This is a genomic window from Mucilaginibacter sp. P25 (assembly GCF_050859465.1).
GTDB lineage: Bacteria > Bacteroidota > Bacteroidia > Sphingobacteriales > Sphingobacteriaceae > Mucilaginibacter > Mucilaginibacter gossypii.
In genome coordinates this window covers 2,651,612-2,673,599 of sequence record NZ_CP193937.1, presented here as the reverse complement: position 1 = coordinate 2,673,599, position 21,988 = coordinate 2,651,612, and the positions used below count along the sequence as shown (strand labels likewise).

The following is a 21,988-nucleotide window of genomic DNA, read 5'->3' as shown; positions in this document are numbered from 1 at the left end:
CCGAAGGCACAAATAATCACGGCGCTGGCGGCCGCACATACTTGCGCCAGCAAACAGCCAGAAAGGCAATTACGGCATCTACAATAAAAAAGAAATAAATCCGAAATCGAACATCCGAATTCCCAAATCTACAGTGGAATATTCCCGTGTTTCTTCCTTGGGTTGTTCACTACTTTATTTTCCAGCATTTTAAAAGCCTGGATCAATTTAATGCGCGTTTCGGCAGGTTCAATAACTTCGTCGATAAATCCGCGTTCGGCAGCACGGTAGGGATTGGCAAAGGTATCTGAATATAATTGTTCCATCTCCAGCCATTTGGCTTCATGGTCTTCGGCCTTCGTGATCTCGCGTTTAAAAATGATTTCGGCGGCACCTTTGGCTCCCATTACCGCAATCTCGGCCGATGGCCAGGCAAAGTTCATATCGGCACCAATATGTTTGGAGTTCATTACATCATAAGCGCCTCCATAAGCCTTGCGCGTAATTACAGTAACACGCGGAACGGTGGCTTCACAAAAAGCATATAACAGTTTAGCGCCATTGGTGATAATAGCATTCCATTCCTGGTCGGTACCGGGCAAAAAGCCGGGAACATCTTCAAACACCAGCAGCGGAATGTTGAAGGAATCGCAAAAGCGCACAAAACGTGCAGCCTTGGTTGATGAATGGATATCCAATACCCCGGCCAAAAAAGCGGGCTGATTAGCCACTATGCCAATACTGCGGCCTGCCAGGCGCGCGAAGCCCACCACAATGTTTTCAGCAAAATCTTTATGCACTTCCAAAAACGAAGCTTTATCGATGATATGATCAATAACCTCGCGGATATCATAGGGTTGTGAGGCTATTGATGGCAGGATGGTGTTTAACTCGGGCCTAAGCTCGTCGCCGTTTTCGTAGGGAGCGGCGGGAGCTTTATCCTCACAATTTTGAGGCATATAGCTCAGCAGGCTTTTGATATGCTGAATGGCGGCTATTTCATTGGCACAGGCAAAATGAGTAACGCCCGATTTGCTGGCGTGGGTATTGGCACCGCCCAGTTCTTCGGAGGTTACCACTTCATGCGTAACCGTTTTTACTACATTAGGCCCGGTAACAAACATGTATGAGGTATGCTCAACCATCAAAATAAAATCGGTAATAGCAGGCGAGTAAACAGCACCACCTGCGCATGGCCCCATAATAGCCGAGATTTGCGGGATAACGCCCGATGCCATGGTATTGCGGTAAAAAATATCGGCATAACCGCCAAGGGATACCACACCTTCCTGGATGCGCGCACCGCCCGAGTCATTAAGACCGATAAGGGGAGCGCCATTCTTTAGGGCGAGATCCATGATCTTGCAGATCTTTTCGGCATGGGTTTCGGAAAGCGAGCCGCCAAACACTGTAAAATCCTGGGAAAATACGTAGGTGAGCCGTCCGTTTATGGTGCCATAACCTGTAACAACACCGTCGCCGGGATATTTTTCTTTCTCCATGCCAAAATCAATGGAGCGGTGGGTAACCAGCATCCCTATCTCCTGGAACGAGCCTTCATCCAATAAAAAATGTAAACGTTCACGTGCCGTTAATTTTCCTTTTTTATGCTGACTTTCAATACGTACCGGGCCTCCGCCCTGCATGGCTTCATGACGTTTTAGCCTTAACAGATCAAGCTTTTTATCCACAATTCAGGTTGTTAGTAATTGTCTAAAAATAGTAATTATATTGTAAGAATAGCTTTTGCTTACTTATTCTGGTGGTTTAATAACGGATTTTTATATATTTGTGTTGATGAAGATCAGGAATAATAAAATATGGGTAGTGGCGCTGTTCATGACCGTCTTTGTAATAAAGATGGGCATTTCGCTTGCACCTGTTTTTTTATATCTTGATAATAAAACGGTAAGTGCGGTGATCCTTCAGTTGGAGCAGGAAAGCAAAACTGAAAAAGACAGCCCCGAAAAAGACCTTGTGAAAGAGAAAAAATCTTCGATGAGTATGACCTTCATACCATAAACTTCATCACATTTATTGCCGAAACCAAAGTTCTCCACAACCAGGAAAACGCATTATATAAACAGGTTTATCACCCTGTAGTTCCTACACCCCCTCCAAACGCATAAGGTGAATTTAACCGGATACTTCCCTATCCGGATAGCAATGCTTTTTAATTCATTTTAACAATCTTACTCAATTTTCATTCTTATGCAAATCAAGCAAGGTGAGGCTGCTATGGGCAATCTCAACCTAAAAAAATATTTTCTGCCCAAAAATTTAAAAAGGGATATTCCTTCAAGTGTCGTTGTATTCCTGGTGGCTTTGCCGCTGTGTTTAGGTATAGCGCTGGCATCGGGAGCGCCGCTCTTCGCAGGCGTATTAACAGGCATTATTGGCGGTATAGTAGTAGGTACGCTTAGCGGCTCGCAACTGAGTGTGGCCGGTCCTGCGGCTGGTTTAACAGTAATTGTACTTAATGCCATTACTACGCTTGGCGCTTACGAAACCTTTTTAATGGCCCTGGTACTGGCGGGTGTTTTCCAGATCATACTTGGAATTGTTAAAGCCGGCACCATTGCCAATTACTTCCCGTCATCGGTTATTGAGGGGATGCTGGCAGCGATAGGTATTATTTTGATCATGAAGCAGTTTCCGCACGCGGTTGGCTATGATGCCGATTTTGAAGGCGATGAGGGCTTTCGCCAAATTGATGAACACAATACTTTTTCGGGTATAACACGGGCTTTCGCCAGGATAAACTATGGCGCAGTGATCATCAGCGTGGTGTCCCTGGCATTTATGATTTACTGGCCCAGGTTTAAAAAGCTGGCTATAGTTCCGGCTCCTTTATTGGTGGTACTGGCCGGTATCGGGCTAAGCCTCGCGTTTTCCGGAACAGGCCTTGCCTTGCTTGATAAGCAGTTTGTACGCATACCGCTGGTGAACAGCAGTGCCGAATTTTTTGCGCTGTTTAAATCGGCTGATTTTAGCCAGATAGGCAACAAGCAGGTTTGGATAACGGCTTTCACCATTGCGGTGGTTGCCAGTTTGGAAACACTGCTGAGCCTGGAGGCTGTAGATAAAATAGATCCTATCAAACGTATCTCGCCCACCAACCGCGAACTGCTTGCACAGGGAACGGCCAATATCGTTAGCGGTATGCTTGGCGGCTTACCCATGACGGCAGTAATTGTTCGTCTCGTCGGCAAACGTAAATGCCGGTGCCCGCACTAAAGTGAGCGCCATACTGCATGGTATATTGTTATTGGTTGCTTTACTGGCGATACCGTCTTTAATTAACCATATCCCGCTGTCGTGTTTGGCAGCGATCCTGCTTATGACTGGGTATAAACTGGCTCGTATAAGCCTTTTCAAGCACATGTGGCACCAGGGCTTGAGCCAGTTTATCCCTTTCGTAGTTACCATTGTGGCCGTTGTTATGACCGATTTGCTTATTGGTGTGGGCATAGGCATGCTGGTGGGGATCTTTTATATTCTGCGTACCAACCTGCGTAACCCTTATTTCTATCACATTGAAAAAAATGGCAGCAAAAAAGTTATTAAGATTAAGCTGGCCGAGGAAGTATCCTTCCTGAACAAGGCTGCCATACAGGTAACGCTTACCAGCTTGCCACAAGGCGCCGAAGTGGTGATCGACGGAGCGAACTCAAGGTACATCGATCCGGATGTGCTGGAGATCATCCACAATTACAAGCACAATGCCTATACCAAGGGCATTATTGTGCAACTGAACGAAGTAAAGGACAAGTACGATGTACCTCCTTTAAAAGAACTGGTTTATAACCCTAACTAAAAAATCGAAAAACAATGTCAACACAAGAAAAAACAAACGGTAAAGCCGTAATAGATACAAACAATATTAAACTGGCCCAGTCAAGCAGTTACAGTGCTTTAATTAAAAACAACGCCGCCTGGGTTGAGCGTAAACTTGCCGAGGATGGTGAGTATTTTAAGAACCTGGCCAAAGGTCAGAGTCCTGAAGTGCTGTGGATAGGCTGCTCAGATAGTCGTGTTCCGGCTAATGAAGTAACCGGTACCAAACCCGGCGAAGTGTTTGTGCACCGCAATATTGCCAACGTATGCGTACACTCGGACATGAACATGCTGAGTGTGCTTGACTATGCCGTTAACGTACTAAAAGTAAAACATGTTATTGTTGCCGGGCACTATGGTTGCGGCGGTGTTGCCGCTGCTATGAGCAGCAAACAATTTGGCTTAATTGATAACTGGCTGCGCCATATTAAGGATGTGTACCGTTTGCATAGCCATGAACTTGACCGTATAACCGACGAGACCGCCAAAGTTAACCGCCTGGTTGAGCTTAACGTTACCGAGCAGGTATATAACCTGTGTAAAACCACCATTATCCAAAACGCGTGGAAAGAACGTCATGACCTTGAAGTACACGGTTGGGTAATTGACCTGGGCAGCGGCCTGGTTAAAGATCTGAAAGTTAGCAGCAGCAGCCCTCATAATTTAGGCTACGTATACGAGCTTGACGTTGAAGCTGTAGCAGCACACTAAAATATAATTTGATCAGTGCTTCCGACGCCGTAAGGGGCGTAGGGAGGTTTGATTGTTAAGTTGATCCCGGCTCTTAGGAAGTGGCCGGGATTTTTTTAGCACCCCACCCAAACCCTCCCCGGAAGGGAGGGCTTAAAAATCTTTAATAAAAAATGTCATTTCGATAGAGCAGCGTGGGGATAGAGCGCAGGTGCGAAAGAGAAATCTTCTACGCCCTGTAAAGTGGATGCGCATAGTTCACGTATAAGATTTCTCCTCACTCCCCTCGCTTTTCACCGCATACTGATCGTCGAAATGACAATTTTTATATTTATTCCCAATTCGTTTAAAATATTATCCCTTGCATCAAACAAGCTTATATAAACGCGGTTAAGTTTTTTGTAATTTTAACAGAAACCCCTGCCGTGAAATATCTATGCTTAAAGCTGTAAAAGAACAACGTACCCTTAAAGAAAACCTGATGCTGGCTTCATCAACGGCATTTGTAGCAGGCGTTACCAATGTGGCGGGCATGCTGGCTTTTTTGGCTTTTACCTCAAATATTACCGGGCATGTGGCTAACCTCGCCAAACACATTATTGAACAAAACTACCGCCAGATGATCATATTTTTAGTTTGGCTGCTGATGTTCTTTGCCGGGGCTTTTGTATCCAGTTTTATTGTACGCTCATTTGATGATAAAAGCAGGTGGCGGGCAAACTCCACCCCAATGGTAATTGAAGCTGTTATTTTACTGGGAGTAGCCATTTACGGGCATAATTTTTACCGGGAAACACAGATGGAGCGCGAAATTGTGATCAGCGCTATTTTGTTTTCGATGGGATTGCAGAATAGCCTGGTTTCCAATATCTCGGGTGGCCTGATCAAATCGAGTCATTTAACCGGTTTATTTACCGACCTGGGCAGTGAGGTGGCCGAATGGTTCCATCCGCGTACCAAAAATACGGAAGCCGCCGGTAATAAAATACTGATCAGGTTTACGGTGCTTGGCTTTTACCTGTTCGGCGCACTGGCAGGCGGATACTTCTTTAACCTGTATGAGTTTGCCATATTTTATTTTATCCCTGTTATTTTGCTTACCATTATGTATTATGATGTTTCGCCACTTGCTTTGCATAAACTTAGCCGTATGTTTGCATCAGGCAGAAAACGTCAAACCGCATCTTAAAACATCAATTTTTTAAATATATGTGTGCTCAAATTCATGATACCAGTCATATCACCTATGAAGGCTTACTGGAAGGAAACAAAAAATTTATTGAAGGTGCTTTAGCCGAAGATCCTCTATATTTTGATAAACTGGCTAACGGGCAAAAGCCCCCTATACTTTGGATAGGCTGCGCCGACAGTCGCGTGCCTGCCAACCAAATCACCAATACCGCCCCGGGCGAGATCTTTGTACACCGTAACATTGCCAACATGGTTATCCACTCGGACATGAATATGCTGAGTGTGCTTGATTACGCGGTGAACGTATTAAAAGTGAAGCATGTAATTGTTACCGGTCACTACGGCTGCGGTGGTGTTAATGCGGCCATGGGCAATACCCAGTTTGGCCTGATTGATAACTGGCTGCGCCACATCAAAGATGTTTACCGCTTACATGCCGATGAGCTTGACGCCATTGAAAACGAAACCGAGCGCAGTAACCGCCTGGTTGAACTGAACGTGATAGAAAATGTGAACAACCTTTGCAAAACATCTATCGTGCAAAATGCCTGGAAAAATGGGCAGGAACTTTCGGTACACGGCTGGGTTTACAGCCTCAGCACCGGCCTTATCAACGATATGAAAGTAAGCACATCCAGCAATGAGAAAATGGATGCTGTGTTTAAATTTAAATAGTCGCTCCCCGGCCCCCTAAAGGGGAGGAATAGAGGATAAATAGAAAAGCGATGAGTCTGTCGACTCATCGCTTTTCTATTTAAAAAATGTCATTTCCTTTAAACCAAAGGAAATGACAAGTTGTTTTTGAGTTTTTTGCACAAAAAAAGCGATGAATTAATAAACTCATCGCTTTTTTATATCGTTGTCTATTGCTCCCCCTTTAGGGGGCCGGGGGCTACACCTCCTTAGCCAAAAACGGGTACCTGTAATCCTTTGGTGGATCAAAGGTTTCTTTGATGGTGCGTGGCGATACCCAGCGAAGCAAGTTAATCATTGATCCGGCTTTATCGTTAGTGCCTGATCCCCTTGCGCCGCCAAATGGCTGCTGACCAACTACCGCTCCTGTAGGTTTATCATTAATGTAGAAGTTACCTGCCGCGTTGCGTAAACGGGTGGTAGCTTTTTCAATAGCATACCTGTCCTGCGAGATGATTGAGCCTGTAAGCGCGTAGATAGATGTTTTATCTACAACTTCAAGGATTTCATCAAATTTATCATCTTCGTAAACATATACTGTTAGTACCGGGCCGAAAAGTTCCTCGCACATGGTTACGTAGTACGGATCTTCGACTTTTAATACAGTTGGCTCTATGAACCATCCTTTGCTTTTGTCATAGCTGCCACCGGCAACAATTTCAACACCTTCGTCGGCTTTAGCAGCGTCGATGTATTTGGCCAGTTTATCAAACGATACTTCGGTGATCACGGCATTGATGAAGTTTTCAAAATCTTCTACCGGGCCAATTTTAAACGAAGTAATGTCACGCTGCATGTTTGCTTTTACCGCAGGCCACAATGAAGCCGGGATATAAGCCCTTGAAGCAGCCGAACATTTTTGTCCCTGGTATTCAAAAGCGCCGCGAACAAGGGCAGTGCTTACCACATCGGCGTTGGCACTCGGATGGGCAAGTACAAAATCTTTACCACCGGTCTCGCCTACAATACGTGGATATGTTTTGTATTTGTGGATATTGGTACCAATTGTTTGCCAGATGTTCTGGAACACTTTGGTTGAACCTGTAAAGTGTATGCCAGCAAAATCAGGGTGGTTAAAGATCACCTCGCCTGCAACAGGGCCATCAACATAAATCAGGTTGATAACGCCATCGGGTACGCCGGCTTCTTTAAAAATCTTCATGATCACGTTAGCAGCGTAGATTTGCGTATAAGCAGGTTTCCAAACCACTACATTGCCCATCATGGCTGCAGATGCAGGCAGGTTCCCGGCAATAGCCGTAAAGTTGAATGGCGTAAGCGCGAACACAAACCCTTCAAGCGGGCGTTGTTCTACACGGTTCCAAACACCTTTGCCCGATACCGGCGGCTGTTGTTTGTAAATCTCGGTCATGTACTCCACATTGAAACGCAGGAAGTCGATCAGCTCGCAAGCCGAATCAATCTCGGCCTGGTAAGCGTTCTTTGACTGACCAAGCATAGTGGCTGCATTGATTTCGGCACGGTATGGACCGGCTATCAGTTCGGCGGCTTTCAGGAATATAGCAGCACGCTGTTCCCAGGCCAGGCTTTCCCAGTCGGCTTTGGCTGCAAGGGCTACATCAATAGCGGCTGTGACGTGACTTGCATCACCTTCGCTGAAGGTAGCCAGCAAATGTTTATGATCATGCGGCGGACGAATTTCCAACTTGGTGTTGGTACGTACTTCCTTGCCGCCAATGTACATAGGTATATCTAATTGTTGGGCACGACCGGCTTCTAAAGCTGCCTTAAGCGCCACACGCTCCAAACTCCGCGGACCGTAATTTAAAACGGGCTCATTTATCGGTGCCGGAACATTAAAAAATCCTTTAAGCATAGATGATAATTTATGTTGCCGCAAAGATAGGGATTTTGCAGGGGAAGGTTGGGTAGGCTATTTAGGAAATTACGGGAAGCTGATATTTAGTTAAAATACATTAGCACAACTTAATTGTATATTTTTATGTTATGAAGGACTATACTATTTTAGAAAAGCTTGATGCAATATTGAACTTTATAATTAATGAAAGGGATGAAATAGGACTTTCGGAATATCTCAATAACAACTACAACGAAGCAGTCGAATTATTAGAAAAGCTATCAAAAGATGGCTATATAAAGCGCGAACAGAAAACCAAGAACGATCCATTTAATAGCATTCCTACTACTGAAGGGCGAGTATTCAGCATCTCCGGAGGTTATGTTGGACATAAAGCAGCAAATGATTTGAAAGAAAAATTATCAAATGATAAGGTAATTATAGATCTTAAAAATGCAAAGAGAATTTATAAGACATATTGGATCACCTTTGCATTGGCTTGTTTAGGTGCTCTGTTAGGTATTTATACATTCGTTAACAATCTATTAAGCTCACATCAGAGTACTTCACTTAAAAATGAAACTGTACAAAAAAAGTCTATCAAAGCGATCAAATGAAATCATTCGTTGTTAAAACACTGGCATAGATTGTATCACCGCCGAATGGAAATATAACATGCCCTTCGTTTGTTGTAAACGGTTGTAATTAACAAAATACTGATTTATCGATTGAGCGAAGTAAGATTGCGCGTGAGGTTGAAACAGAAATCTTGTACGCCATGCAAATCCGGTAAGCATGATGGTTGATCATATTTATTTAATTTAAAGAGACCGGAAACCATCCCATTCCCTTTAACCTTTTACATTTGCCCCCATGCAATCCCTCCTCTACGAAGATCAAACTTTTACCAAAATAACCGCCGGCCAGCTCAACGGCGCCACTTACGAAAACTGTAAATTCATCAACTGTGACCTCGCCCATGCCCATCTCACGGGCATTACTTTCGTCGACTGCCAGTTTGATACCTGCAACCTGCTCCTTGCCGAATTAGGCAATACCGGCTTGCAGAACATTCGTTTTAAGCACTGCAAAATAAGCGGCGTAAACTTTGGCAAGGCTAACGACTTTTTGTTCGAGGTACATTTTGAGGATTGTATTTTAGACAATGCCGTGTTTTATAAAAAGAAGAACAAGAAAGCAACCTACACCGATTGTTCCATGATGGAAACCGACTTGACCGAGGCCGACCTGAGCGATTGTAAATTCATTAACTGTAATCTTAAAAACGCTTTCTTCAGTCGTACCATCCTTAAAAACGCCGACCTGAGCACATCCTATAACTTCATCATCGATCCGGATGATAACATCATCAAAAAAGCAAAGTTCTCGCTTCATGGTTTACCGGGATTGCTTAACAAATATGATATCCGGATAGGATAACAATATTTCACCCGCTTATTAGTTAATGTTATTGATTATAAACCTTATGCAAAAACTTGTCCTGTTTTTTCTTTTCTGTTGATAAGCACCGGGGCTTTAGCTCAGCGTGATACTTCTGCGTTTACCAAATTCAATGATTTTAACAACCTGGTTTTAAATGGTGGTGTCAAAAAACCGGAAGCTCAAAAGCAATTTGAAACCCTGTTAAAACGAATTAACATTCTGGAAATGATCCGTGCTGAGCGGATCATTCCAAAAACGCAATGGGTATTCCCCTTAAAGGGCTATAAAAGCAGCGCCATTGGCGGTACTCATGGTAATGGTTATTTTGATAAAGGATACCGTTACCTTGACGGCAACAAGCATGGCGCCCATCCTGCACACGATATTTTTATCAACGACCGCAATCAGGATTGCATTGACGACCATACTCAAAAAGCGGTTGATGTTATTGCAGTTGATGACGGCTGGGTAATAGCCTGTACCAATCAATGGGAGCCCAACAGCAATATGCGGGGAGGCAAATTTATCTGGATCTATCATCCGGCAACCCATATTTTCACGTACTATGCGCACAATAACCAGATTTTTGTAAAACCGGGCGGCTATGTTACGCAGGGACAAAAAATAGCCGAGGTTGGCAGAACAGGGTACAACGCTTATAAAAAACGCTCCCCTACTCACCTGCATTTTTCGGCATTTAAACTGGTAGATGGTATCCCCGTTCCTTATAACCCTTATGAACAGCTAAAAAAGCCAAAACGTTATGAAAATCCTGATCACCTGCCTGCTTTTATTTTTGAATATTAACATTGCTCCTCCGGATAACGTGATTAAAAGATTCGCGGTACCGGCAGGCTATCAGCGTATAGCAGCGTCACCCGGCAGTTTCGGGGCATGGCTGCAGGCTTTACCTTTAAAGCCGGCGGGCACACCAACCAAAACTTATAGAGGCGATATTGCCCGTACCGATGTTTACACTGCTGCGGTTATTGACATGAGCATAGGCAACCAGGACCTGCAGCAATGTGCCGACGCGGTGATGCGCTTACGCGGCGAATACCTTTATCAGCAAAAAAATTCAACGAAATTTCTTTCAACTTTACCAGCGGTTTTAAATGCGATTATGAACATTATGCTAAAGGCTATCGCTACAAAAACGACCATTGGGTATTAAAAGCCAAACCCGATTATTCGTACCCGGCATTTTTAAATTACATGAATTTGGTATTCAGTTATGCGGGCACCCTGTCCCTGCAAAAAGAATTAAAAACTGTAACTAACCCCAAGGATGTAAAACCAGGTGATGTGTTCATCCGAGGGGGCTCGCCCGGGCATTGTTTTATTGTGCTTGAGGTAGTAGAAAATGCCGCTCATCAAAAGCAATTTTTACTGGCGCAGAGTTTTATGCCGGCCCAAAATATCCAGGTATTAAAATATGATTCACCGTGGTTTGCTATGGACCAGCACAGCGGGATCATGTATGGCGAGCTGATCAGTAAAAATTATCTGAAGCGGTTTGATTAAAGTACCCTGTCCGGGATACATGTTGATGTGCCCAAAAAGGAACCGGGAGCACTTACCTATTTTTACTGCTTATCACCGGGTTCTAATATGGCCTTATCTATTACTATATTAAAATGCGGCATCATATTCCCGGCCACCGATATTGATTTTAACACCCCGCCTATCCTGAATAATTTACCATCATAACTTTTAAACTCGTCTATAGTAATGGGATGGGCGGGCACTATACTTTCAGAAGTATATAAATCTGTTCCCTTCCTGTTGGTGCAGGATGAGGCGAGTGTATCCGTTTTATTATCAGAACTTACAATGCGGTTAAGCCCATATTTCAGCGAAGTATATCGGGATGGGGAAAAAATAGTATGACCGATATAACCCGAAACATTTTTCAATGCCTCAGTTTTGGTTAATTTACCCATGTACATTAAACCGGCCTCGGATATAATATGCATGTACCTGATAACAGCCGGTGCATCATCGTCTTGCTTGTTTCCGGGAATTTTCTTTAAAATAGCTTCGGATAGTTTGGCGGCCTCAGGCCAGTTCTCCTCATTTAAAAAGCCTATGAGTGTTGAGAATTGAGCATCGGGAACCAACTCCTGGGCATGTGATCTTGTAAAAGCTACCGATAAGATAAATAGCAGAATGAGGAATTTTTTCATAAAGTTTAGGCGGGCTCTTTCTTATTGTTCCCGCCTAAATTTACATCAAAAAATATATAAATGAAATGAGCGCTACCTTTTTTCAACCCTATCATAAAACCCGCCGAAGCTGTTCATTTTTACAGCATCCTCATTGAAAAAATCGCCGGGGAAACCTAATTCAATAGCGCTTACTTCATTCAGCTTTTTGAAATGTTCGGGGGTTAATTTGGTGTCGATGGCTTTGAGGTTATCATTTAACTGGTCAATTTTGGTAGCGCCCACAATGGGGATACAGCTAAAATCCCTGTCCATCATCCATTGCAGGGCAACATGACTTTCGGATACCCCTAATTCAGCGGCGATGCCAACAACCACTTCAGTAATAGTTTTAGCCCTGTCGTTACGGCGGTTACTTTCCGGTTTTACACGTCCCTGTTCGCCGCGCAGGTATTTGCCGGTTAATGCACCACCTGCCAGCGGGGCCCATGGGGTAACCGTCATGCCATAGTGTTTTGCCATCGGTATCAGCTCCCGCTCGGCAGTCCGGGCCAGCAGGCTGTACTCAACCTGTAAGGCAATGAACTGGCTCCAACCCATCAGCTCGGCAAGGGTATTCCCTTTTGATACCACCCACGCGGGCGTATCACTGATAGCCGCGTAGTTTACTTTGCCCTGTTTTATCAGATCGTCCAACCCGCGCAGCACCTCATCAATAGGGGTAATATTATCCCAGATGTGCAGGTACAGCACATCAATAAAATCAGTTTTGAGGCGTTTAAGGCTTTCTTCCACGCTACGCATCATGTTTTTGCGGTTATTGCCCGATGCATTAGGATTGGTAGTATTATCCTTTAGCGTGTATTTGGTAGCCAGCACAAAATAATCGCGGTCATGATTACCCAGGTATTCGCCAATAATCTTCTCGCTGGTACCCAGTTTATAAACATTGGCGGTATCAATAAAATTGCCGCCTGCGTTGGCATAGGCATCCATAATGGCAAAGCTGGTATCTTTTTCGGCGCCCCAGCCGCCTTCGGTACCGAAGCCCATAGTGCCCAGGCATAATTCAGAAACTTTAAGGCCCGAGCGGCCTAATAATTTATAGTTCATATATGGTGATGTTTTGTGTAACGTTTTTAAAATATGTTATTGGCGAAGCGCGGCAATCTTGCAGCCAATGCATTGTGGCTATGCAGATCAATCATACCAGTCTACACTTAAATCTCCCCACGATGGATTAGTTGCCACTATCAAATCAATTTTCTTTTGTCTTGATCCTGCTTTCAATTGTTTTTCTCTGGCTATGGCATCGTCTATCCATTGAAATTGTTCAAAGTATACCAATTTATCGCACGCATATTTTGCCGTATAACCTTTATAGATCTTTTTCTTATGCTCTAATATCCTGTTATGTAAATCACTCGATACTCCTACGTACAACACTGTGTTAGCTTTGTTTGTTAAAATATAAACGAAGTATTGGTGTATTTTCATTAGATAAGGTTTGGCGCTAATCTAAAAGAATTAATATTAAACTACATCATTTTTAAACATCCATCTCATTGCGGGGAGGTAGATTGGCACATGCATAATCCAACCATTAAAAGTTATGTCATTGAGGAGCAGCACGGGCAAAAGAGCGTCCGGGCGACGTGGCAATCTCGTCGTTATGCCTCTACGATATGCAAAGACGTCGAGCATAGCTACGAGATTGCCGCGCTTCGCTACCCATGACATATTGGATTGGCACATATATAATCCTACCATTAAAAGTTATGTCATTGCGAGGAGCAGCACGGGCAAAAGAGCGTCCGGGCGACGTGGCAATCTCGTCGTTATGCCTCGATGATTTGCAAAGCCGCTGAGCATAGCTACGAGATTGCCGCGCTCCGCTCGCAATGACATATTGTTTTTTTATAATTAGAGGAAAGTCGGTTCCAAACAATCCCTCCTTCAACTTTGTACTATTTAATACATCGCTAATATACCAAATTATGAAAATCATCACCCTTCATACCAATACCGACATTAACCAGTTATACCAGTTACTGCACGAAAAACTTAACCCGCTGTTTCATGAGCAACGAAAAAGCGAATTAAATTTCACCGTTGAGCGCAAAGGCGGGGCGGTTGAAATATCGTTGCCTGCTGTTTATGAAAGCGCACTGTTCAGCATCGCGATTAACGGTAACGAACTTTGGATTACCCGGAATGAGCATTATGTTGATGACGTAAATTCGCTCACCGTCGAATCGATCCTGAACGATCTGTTCAGCAAAATTGCCGGTAATTTGGGGACGGATCTGGTACAGGAGGGGTAAAAAGTTTTGATTTACCAAAGAATAATACGTTAAAAAGAGAGACGACGAAGTATCTCTTGTTATACAATGCGCTATTCATGTGCGGTTACTTCGTTCGCGAAAACATGGTGTCTGTTCCATTTGTTAAATAGGATGATAGTCCTAAGCATTACGCAGTTTAAAAATGCAAAATATTCATTGCCGTTGGTTAAAACCAACGGCAAAAAAGCTAAAAGTCCTGGCTTTAGCCCCAATTAGGCAAGCGGATTTAGGCTGAAGCCCTTTTATCGCTATTCATTATTCCGTTGGTTAAAACCAACGGTAATGAAGTTTTATCTACCGGTAAATGATATTCAACCACTTTAAACAGCTTCTTATTTCCGCTAAATAATTTTTAGCTTTAACAGAAAAACATCCCTATGCCTAAAATTTATAGCCTGCTCATCCTTTTTCTGTTTGCTGCATTTACCACACGGGCACAAAAACTCCCTGAAAAAAACGGCGAACCTGTGATCATTAACCGGGATACCCTGTTTAAATTTTATGCCCCGCAGGGATTGTTTGATCCTAAAGAGCGCGCCGGGATTGTTACCCAACGCATTAAGGCCCTGATGAGCCGGATAGATTTTAACCCGGATTCGTTAACGCTTAAAAACGATACGTCCATATCGGTAATAACTTACAACGGCCAGATGATCATGGGGGTTAATAATACCGATGCCTCTTACTCCGAACTGAACCGGCCGCAGCTGGCAGCAAGCTATCTGTCTATACTAAAAAACAAACTGGGCAATGTTTTTGAAAGCAACAGCCCCAAACAATTAATCACCAACGTGCTCGAAGCCGTGGCGGTTGTTATTTTACTGATTTTACTGATCTGGAGTGTTAACAAGGGCTTCAGGTGGATAAAATTAAAGATTATACTGGGTTGGGAACGCCGTGTTGAAAAGCTGGCAGCCAAAGGGGCGCCCGTGGCTTACGCCTCACGCCTGCTTCCTTTTATCAGCGGACTTGTAAATATTGGCCGGCTGCTCATTATCCTGCTGCTGGTTTACCTGGCTTTACCCGTATTGTTTTATATCTTCCCTTCGTCGCAGCCTATTGCCACACAGTTAATCGGCTTTGTGGTTAACCCCTTGAAAAGTATAATGCTGGCCATTGTTCACTTTATACCCAACCTGCTTACCATAACGGTTATTTACCTGGTTACCCGGTATATTGTAAAACTGGTAAAATTTATAGCTACCGAAATAGCAAACGGGGCCATCGCTTTAAAAGGCTTTTACCCTGAATGGGCTATCCCAACTTACAATATCATCCGGGTACTCATGTATGCGTTTATGTTTGTGGTGATATTTCCATATTTGCCGGGGTCGCAGTCTAAAGTTTTCCAGGGAGTTACGGTGTTTATAGGCGTACTGTTTTCGTTAGGTTCCTCGTCGGCTATTGCCAATATGGTATCGGGTATTGTGCTTACCTATATGCGCCCCTTTAAAATTGGCGACCGCATAAAAGTTGGCGAAATTATGGGCGATGTAATTGAGAAAAACCTGCTGGTTACCCGTGTGCGCACCATTAAAAACGAAGATGTAACCGTGCCCAACGCCACCATTTTAAGCGGTGCTACGGTTAATTATACTTCATCGTCAAAAACTTTGGGTTTGATACTGAATACCAGTGTTACTATAGGCTACGATGCCCCCTGGGAAACCATCCACAATCTGCTCATAAGTGCGGCCGAAGCAACAGAGGGGATCCTTGCCAATCCAAAACCGTTTGTACTGCAAACCGCTTTGAATGATTTTAATGTGAGTTACCAGATAAACGCCTATACAGATCAGCCCGGCAAAATGGCCATGATCTATTCGGTATTGTATCAAAACATACAGGATAAATTTAATGAAGCCGGCATGGAGATCATGTCACCGCATTTTACGGCTGTGCGCGATGGAAGCCACATCCAGATCCCCGAAAACTATGTTGCCGATGGGTATAAAAAGCCGGGGTATAAAATAGAACGGGATAGCTAAAAGCCATTAATAAGCAGAAAGCTATAGGAAAGAAGCTTAAAGCAAAAAGCTCTGAAAAAGAAGCATTAACCTAAAACCCGGTTGCAAGGAAAGCTTTAAGCCTTCGGCCTTTAGCTTTAAGCTTAAAAAACTACCCGTTAATCCAGGTAAACTTATACTCGAGCATTGGGTTTTTCATGCGCTCGGCTACACGCAGTAAGCGGGCGGGAAGGTTTACAACGTAATCCCGGGCTTTTTCGCCGGCTTCTGTCCAAACCTGTGATACTTTCGATATGCCAGTCGGTCAAAAGCTCTTTCAGGATATCCACATAGTCGATAGCGGTATAAATACCCAAACGCTGTGCGGCATCGGTAAAGTGGCCAAAGGTTTGACCAACCTTTAAACCAACCTCACGCAGAAAGTGGGCAGGCATTACAATCTTTTTACGCATCATATCCTCAAAAGCTACCATAGCCTCGCTTGGATCTACCTCAAATATTTTTTCGATAAAGTATTTGTAAGCTTTGGCATGGCGGGCTTCATCAGATGCGATAACACCGCACATTTTTGAAAGCAGCGGATCGCCATATTTTTTAGCCTGTGATGCTACACGGCGGTGCGAAACATTGGTTGCCAACTCCTGGAAAGAGGTATAGATAAAGTTACGGTAAGGATCATGACCGGTACCGATGTCAAAACCATCAGAGATGAGGTATTGGGTGGAAATCTCCATCATGCGCATATCCACACGACCAGACAGGTACAAGTATTTGTTAAGCAGGTCGCCATGGCGGTTTTCTTCACCGGTCCAGTGGCGGGTCCATTTCATCCAGCCGCCTTCTTCATTGTCAGATACCCCTTCAACCATGGTAAGCCATGATTCGTAAGTAGGCAACGCTTCTTCGGTAATGGTATCGCCAATTAAAACGGCGATCAGATCATATGAAAGACCTGCGGCGCTTTCCTGCAATTCCTTAATTTCAGTAAAGAACGAGTCCCTTGAAGAATCGGGCAAAAAATCAGACGGCTGCCAGATGGTATCAATCGGTTTCAGGTATTCATGTATCTTTTCTAACATGAACTTTTCGATATGCACCATTACTTCTCTGCGCTTTTCTTCAAAAAATCTCATAATTGTATATTAGTGAGCAAAGGTAATAAAATTGTAACATTAATGTTTAAAATTTCACTGTACGGCGCTAATTGTGTCCTTCATACACAAGGATAATTTTATAGTAACCGGCCTGCCGTTAAACATTGAAAAACTACTGTTATAACCCCAAAGCATGCCAGGAATATCAAGCTCATTTAAAGCCCTGCGTACAGACTTAATATGAGGGCAGCGGCTATGTGCATCGGCATATTTGTTATAGACGCTTTACGCACCACAATAATGGGCACATCATATTTCAGGGGCCGTTTTTTTACAATTTGCCGCTTATCATTTATGGATTGTTTGTTACCATCTCGCGGATACGTCTGGTAATTGCTTTCGCCGGGGGTGTTTTTTGCTTTTTGATTAAGTGCAGGAAAATTTTCCGCATTGTATGGAAATGATACCCCGGTAGTTGCAACCTGGTCGCTTACCCGGCTTGTGCTCTGGTGAATAAAAAGAAAGGCTCGTAAAAGTGAAAAGTGCAGATGATATGGTCATCGGCCAGCCTTGCCAACCTGCTTAGCTCATAGATGCTGTTATAGTTTGATGCACTTACAATCAGGGTTCTTTGTTTATCAAACCTACGGATAAGCGTAACAATATTATACGCGGCAACTTTCCACAGTTTGGGGTTAATATGGGGCAGTTCATTATAATCCTCAATAAACAAGTTATTATAATCTGCTTTTTTATACCTTTTAGTTAATTTTAACCACAAATCAATTACCAGGGGTGTTTCTGTAAGGTAATTATTATCATTTAAGCGGCCGTAATGATAATCTATAACTAACCTAAATCCGTAAGTATTGCATTGCTCAACAACTTTATCTATATAGGTAAATAGCTGCGCAGTTGTCGCCGGGCCAAAAGGAAGTAAAAGCCACAGGTAGCCTTATGCTTTTGAAGCCCAGTTTTTTGAACAGCATAAAATCGTTTTTTTAATGGCGTTTGGGCCGCTGAGCTTTCGTTCCGGATTTGTGCAAGCCATAAAATACTGATGTCCTTGCTTAAACTTTAGCATGGTTTAAAAGCAACTTCCCGAACTTGCCGGGGAATTGGACGGCTTTTTGCAACGGCGATTATTACTGTAGGCAACAGTAACAACAAACCTGTTTAAATTATCGTATAACGAATATTTTTCGTCTATCAATATTAAACGGATTTAATTTAAACAGCGGCCTTAATTTTTAATTACAATTCAAGATAACAAATAATGTTTGTTCAAATTACCAACGAAGAATTAATTAGAGAGACCTCCAAAAAAGCATGGTACCAAACCAATAATATAATCTGGACAATTATATTCCTGTACCCTCTTTTTAGTATTGTTGATTTTATTTACGCTACAAACTACTGGCTGCAGTTTTTTATTATCCGCATTATAACTATCCTTATTATATACGGCCTGTTCAGCTATTTTCAGCATAAACAATTTAGTTACCGCATATTATTGCACATCAGTTTCTTTATGCTTTCGGTAACGGCAGCTATATTATGTAACCTGGTAAACATTCAGTTCCTGACCATTTATTTTATGCTGTTTGCTACCACCCTGCTGTTTTTTAACCTGCAGGTTTTTTGGGAGCCCTTAAACTCCATCATCCAAACCTTAATGGCGCTATTGTTACTGGCTATTTTCTTTAACCTGTTAAGCGAATACAACCTCGACCTGGTTTTAAGTAACGGCGGGCAGATCTTTTTTATCATCTCGGGCATCTCCTGCTTAATACCCGGGGCGCGCTATAAGGTAATCCAGCGTGAAGTACGCGCGCAGATCATGATCGAAAAATCAAACGAACAGCTTAAACAGCAAAACAAGGATATCAACGAAAAAAACAACCTCATCGACCATCAGTATGAGCAGCTCCGCAAGCTCGACAGCCAGAAGAACAGCTTTATCAATATTGCCGGGCACGACCTTAAAAACCTCATCGGCTCTATTATAATGAGCAACAACATGATCAGGGAGGAGGATTTCAGGCTGAGCACCGACCAGAAAGAATTTGTAGGCTACATCGCCGAATCGGCTGATAAGATGCAGTATATGCTTAACAAGCTCATGGATGTTAAGGAGATCGAATCGCCGGATATGAAATTCAACATGGAGATCTTTGATATCAACGTTGAAGTAATGCATATTTTTAAAGGCCTGTATGAAACGGCCCTCATGAAAAACATCCACCTGGTTGATAATATCCTGAAGCTGCCCCTCAACGTGCGGCTCGACAAAGTATTTGCCGGCCAGGTGTTTCAAAACCTGCTATCAAACGCCATCAAATTTTCGCAAACCAATAACAGCATTAAGGTAGTAACCAGCCTGCAGCGCCAGCGTTTTGTTTTCGAGATTATTGACGAAGGTATAGCCATAGGCCAGCAGGAGCTGGACATGATGTTCAACAAGCTTAAAACCCTTAACGATACATCGGGCGTTACCGAAAGCCGCCTGGGTTTGGGCTTATCAATTGCCAAGCTGATGACCCAGGAAATGGGCGGCGAGCTCAGCTACCGCAGTGATGACAACGGTAATTATTTCAGAGTAGAATTTTACGTAATAAATTAATATTGATATCAATGAATAAGTTTTTTACCTTATTAGCCTTTATCCTATTATTCAACACGGCTTCGCAGGCCCAGGGCAACAGCATTGCATCCTTTAAAGCCTACGGCCATGACGATGACGTGGTATACGGCATGAGCGGCGCTATTTCATTTTATTTCAAGGTCACCCCTTTGATTGAAATGAATGGCAGTAAACTGGTTTTATTTTTTGAACCGTCGCAGGCATTGATAAAATCGCATTCGTATATCAACCTGGTTATTAATAACAAACCGGCATACAGCAGCCACCTGGGCCCCGATTCTATCCAGAAAATCATCATTAACCTGAGCCGTGCCGATCTGAGCCCCGATAAGTTCCTCAAGATCCAGATCAAAACACTGCTCACCATTACCGATGATCAGTGTAAAGACCTGGATAACCCGGCGATGTGGTTAAAAATCAAAAACTACTCATACCTATCGCTGGTTAAAAGCAATAAAAACTTTTTTGATAACGTAAATATCAGCAACTGCTTCGACTCTAAAAAAGCTATCGTTTACCCGTCAAACCCAAGCCTGCATGACCTTAAGGCCGTAGCATGGGCCTATTCAAGGTTAAAAAAGACCCAAACACGTGAAATTGCCGTTTACGAAGAAAGCAAACTGCCCGATAGCGTTCGTAACTACATCAGGGTAGGCGCCATTGATAAATTACCTGCCGATGCGCGCGCATTGGTAAAAGTTACCCCGCAAAATACGCAGGGTTTATTCTACCTGCATAAATCAGTAAGTCTGCTTACTGATACCATTGTGCACATGGTTGATGTAAAAGGCCGGTTGGTGCCGGTTAAAACCGTAACGCAGGAGCAGGCCCCTAAAGAGGTACTGTTTGTTACCGGCGGCGATGATACAGGTTATGAAAAGGCTATCACCGCCCTGGGCAACATGAACATCCTGAACTCAACCTATGGCGATTACCTGCTGATCAACAAGGCCGAAAACACCTTCTTTAAAACTATCGACGAAAACCGTTCAAAGCTATCCTTAAAGCAAATTGGCGGCGTGAGCGACTTCCTGTCGGGCATTGGCTCGTTGAAGAGCGCTTACAGCTTTAAAAACAGTGATTTCAGCTTCACCCCTAAAGAAGTGGAGATCCGGTTTGTTGCCAATTACAGCGGCCTTGCCCCCGGCGACCGTGGTTTCTTCAATATATACCTTAACGGTTTGCTCATCAGCAGCGAAAAACTGGATGCATCGGGCAAGCTGAACAGCTCTATCACCATTAACCGTTATCAGCATCATAAATACAACACGCTGGAGGCCGAATTCAGGTTTTACCCAACCAACGGCAACTGTAAAAACAGCTTCACCAACTTTTTTGCCGAAGTTGACGTTGACAAATCATACCTCGAATCAAAAAACCCCTTCATCACCAGCGACCTGAGCTTTTACCAGTATCCCGAGGCCTTTAACAACGGCACCACCAAAATTGTAGTAAGCGAGGAATACGCCAAATATGCCGCCGGTGCTATGGGCGAGATCATTTACGAGCTTAACAATAACATCAACGCCAATAACTTCCCCGAGTTTGTTTACTCGAAAGATTTGAAGCCAACTGATCTGAAGCAATACAATATCATAGCCCTGCTATCGAAAGATGATAAAGTACTTAAGGAGTTTCGCGATGCCCCTATCCAGTTCGACAGGAACTTCAGGCTGTACAACACCGATAATAATAGCCCGGTTTACTCGCTGTCGGATACGGTATCAAACGGCCTGGCGCAAATATTTTACGGCGTAAGCAACAATGCTACCCTGGTGCTTACCGCTACCGGCACGCATGTTTCCGAAGCTTTCCTGGCAGTATCCAAATCCATTACCGAGCAGCTTTCAACCCTGTCAAGCAATGTTTGTATCTCGGATGTTAACTCCAACAAATACCTGTTCAACATCAACAAATCCAGCGAAAACCTGGAGTACATCGATACCAAGAGCGGCCTTACCCGTTTCTGGGACAGCTATAACCTGTACATTTTGCTGGGCATCCTGATCCTGATCCTGCTTTCGTTCCTGTATGTGCGGTCAAAAGTTCAAAAATCGCAGGATCTGTTTAACGATTAATGCCTCACCCTGCCCTCTCCAAAGGAGAGGGTGTTAAGAAAAT

The 21,988-nt window shown here is 43.6% G+C and carries 17 protein-coding genes and 3 pseudogenes; 13 read left to right on the top strand and 7 right to left on the bottom strand.

Annotated features, from left to right (window positions below):
- Positions 1-128: 128 nt before the first annotated feature.
- Positions 129-1,670, bottom strand: coding sequence for an acyl-CoA carboxylase subunit beta (locus tag ACRQ5D_RS13875; RefSeq protein ID WP_217633227.1), 1,542 nt, complete (start codon positions 1,668-1,670; stop codon positions 129-131).
- A 106-nt stretch (positions 1,671-1,776) separates the two neighbouring features.
- On the opposite strand from ACRQ5D_RS13875, the gene ACRQ5D_RS13870 reads away from it, so the two are divergent.
- From ACRQ5D_RS13870 to can (ACRQ5D_RS13850), 5 genes and pseudogenes are all read left to right on the top strand, one after another.
- Entirely contained in the window at positions 1,777-2,001 is a 225-nt protein-coding gene (locus ACRQ5D_RS13870; RefSeq protein ID WP_432329249.1) for a hypothetical protein, read from the top strand.
- Between the two features lie 216 nt (positions 2,002-2,217).
- A pseudogene (locus tag ACRQ5D_RS13865) lies at positions 2,218-3,796 on the top strand (SulP family inorganic anion transporter).
- Between the two features lie 14 nt (positions 3,797-3,810).
- Positions 3,811-4,527, top strand: a complete 717-nt coding sequence (gene can / locus ACRQ5D_RS13860) for a carbonate dehydratase (RefSeq protein WP_091172062.1) — start codon at positions 3,811-3,813, stop codon at positions 4,525-4,527.
- A gap of 415 nt (positions 4,528-4,942) precedes the next feature.
- Positions 4,943-5,695, top strand: a complete 753-nt coding sequence (locus tag ACRQ5D_RS13855; protein WP_091172060.1) for a YoaK family protein — start codon at positions 4,943-4,945, stop codon at positions 5,693-5,695.
- A 20-nt stretch (positions 5,696-5,715) separates the two neighbouring features.
- Positions 5,716-6,372 carry a carbonate dehydratase gene (can, locus tag ACRQ5D_RS13850; protein ID WP_091172058.1) on the top strand — a complete coding sequence of 219 codons (657 nt, stop codon included), beginning with the start codon at positions 5,716-5,718 and terminating at the stop codon, positions 6,370-6,372.
- 217 nt (positions 6,373-6,589) lie between these two features.
- On the opposite strand, the gene pruA is transcribed toward can (ACRQ5D_RS13850), so the two are convergent.
- The gene (pruA, locus tag ACRQ5D_RS13845; protein WP_091172057.1) at positions 6,590-8,227 is read right to left on the bottom strand and encodes an L-glutamate gamma-semialdehyde dehydrogenase; all 1,638 of its coding nucleotides are present in this window, start codon (positions 8,225-8,227) and stop codon (positions 6,590-6,592) included.
- 131 nt (positions 8,228-8,358) lie between these two features.
- Between pruA and ACRQ5D_RS13840 the strand changes: the two genes are divergently transcribed.
- The 4 genes and pseudogenes from ACRQ5D_RS13840 (at position 8,359) to ACRQ5D_RS13825 (ending at position 11,176) form a co-directional block, all read left to right on the top strand.
- Positions 8,359-8,826, top strand: coding sequence for a hypothetical protein (locus tag ACRQ5D_RS13840; protein WP_091172054.1), 468 nt, complete (start codon positions 8,359-8,361; stop codon positions 8,824-8,826).
- Positions 8,827-9,082: 256 nt separating this feature from the next.
- Entirely contained in the window at positions 9,083-9,649 is a 567-nt protein-coding gene (locus ACRQ5D_RS13835; RefSeq protein ID WP_091172052.1) for a pentapeptide repeat-containing protein, read from the top strand.
- A 78-nt stretch (positions 9,650-9,727) separates the two neighbouring features.
- Complete coding sequence (locus tag ACRQ5D_RS13830; protein WP_432329245.1) at positions 9,728-10,459, top strand: M23 family metallopeptidase; 732 nt, start codon at positions 9,728-9,730, stop codon at positions 10,457-10,459.
- A pseudogene (locus ACRQ5D_RS13825) lies at positions 10,416-11,176 on the top strand (DUF4846 domain-containing protein). Before ACRQ5D_RS13830 ends, ACRQ5D_RS13825 begins: the two are co-directional and overlap by 44 nt.
- A gap of 62 nt (positions 11,177-11,238) precedes the next feature.
- Here the strand turns inward: ACRQ5D_RS13825 and ACRQ5D_RS13820 are convergent.
- From ACRQ5D_RS13820 to ACRQ5D_RS13810, 3 genes are all read right to left on the bottom strand, one after another.
- Positions 11,239-11,838, bottom strand: a complete 600-nt coding sequence (locus ACRQ5D_RS13820) for a hypothetical protein (protein ID WP_091172046.1) — start codon at positions 11,836-11,838, stop codon at positions 11,239-11,241.
- Between the two features lie 72 nt (positions 11,839-11,910).
- A complete protein-coding gene (locus ACRQ5D_RS13815; RefSeq protein ID WP_091172044.1) occupies positions 11,911-12,930 on the bottom strand; it encodes an aldo/keto reductase in 1,020 nt (339 codons plus the stop codon).
- An 87-nt stretch (positions 12,931-13,017) separates the two neighbouring features.
- On the bottom strand, positions 13,018-13,314 hold the full coding sequence (locus tag ACRQ5D_RS13810) for a GIY-YIG nuclease family protein (RefSeq protein ID WP_175490110.1): 297 nt from the start codon (positions 13,312-13,314) through the stop codon (positions 13,018-13,020).
- 500 nt (positions 13,315-13,814) lie between these two features.
- Here ACRQ5D_RS13810 and ACRQ5D_RS13805 point away from each other — a divergent pair, with 500 nt between their 5' ends.
- Together ACRQ5D_RS13805 and ACRQ5D_RS13800 are read left to right on the top strand one after the other, a co-directional pair.
- A complete protein-coding gene (locus ACRQ5D_RS13805) occupies positions 13,815-14,141 on the top strand; it encodes a hypothetical protein (RefSeq protein WP_091172039.1) in 327 nt (108 codons plus the stop codon).
- Between the two features lie 398 nt (positions 14,142-14,539).
- Positions 14,540-16,150 (top strand): mechanosensitive ion channel family protein, encoded by a 1,611-nt coding sequence (locus ACRQ5D_RS13800; RefSeq protein ID WP_091172037.1) that lies wholly within the window; start codon positions 14,540-14,542, stop codon positions 16,148-16,150.
- 130 nt (positions 16,151-16,280) lie between these two features.
- Here the strand turns inward: ACRQ5D_RS13800 and ACRQ5D_RS13795 are convergent.
- Together ACRQ5D_RS13795 and ACRQ5D_RS13790 are read right to left on the bottom strand one after the other, a co-directional pair.
- A pseudogene (locus tag ACRQ5D_RS13795) lies at positions 16,281-17,262 on the bottom strand (acyl-ACP desaturase).
- 451 nt (positions 17,263-17,713) lie between these two features.
- On the bottom strand, positions 17,714-18,172 hold the full coding sequence (locus ACRQ5D_RS13790; protein WP_091172031.1) for a cellulase family glycosylhydrolase: 459 nt from the start codon (positions 18,170-18,172) through the stop codon (positions 17,714-17,716).
- A gap of 327 nt (positions 18,173-18,499) precedes the next feature.
- Here ACRQ5D_RS13790 and ACRQ5D_RS13785 point away from each other — a divergent pair, with 327 nt between their 5' ends.
- Positions 18,500-19,846 carry a sensor histidine kinase gene (locus tag ACRQ5D_RS13785; RefSeq protein WP_091172029.1) on the top strand — a complete coding sequence of 449 codons (1,347 nt, stop codon included), beginning with the start codon at positions 18,500-18,502 and terminating at the stop codon, positions 19,844-19,846.
- A gap of 11 nt (positions 19,847-19,857) precedes the next feature.
- Entirely contained in the window at positions 19,858-21,945 is a 2,088-nt protein-coding gene (locus tag ACRQ5D_RS13780) for a cellulose biosynthesis cyclic di-GMP-binding regulatory protein BcsB (protein ID WP_091172027.1), read from the top strand.
- The last annotated feature ends 43 nt before the right edge of the window (positions 21,946-21,988 follow it).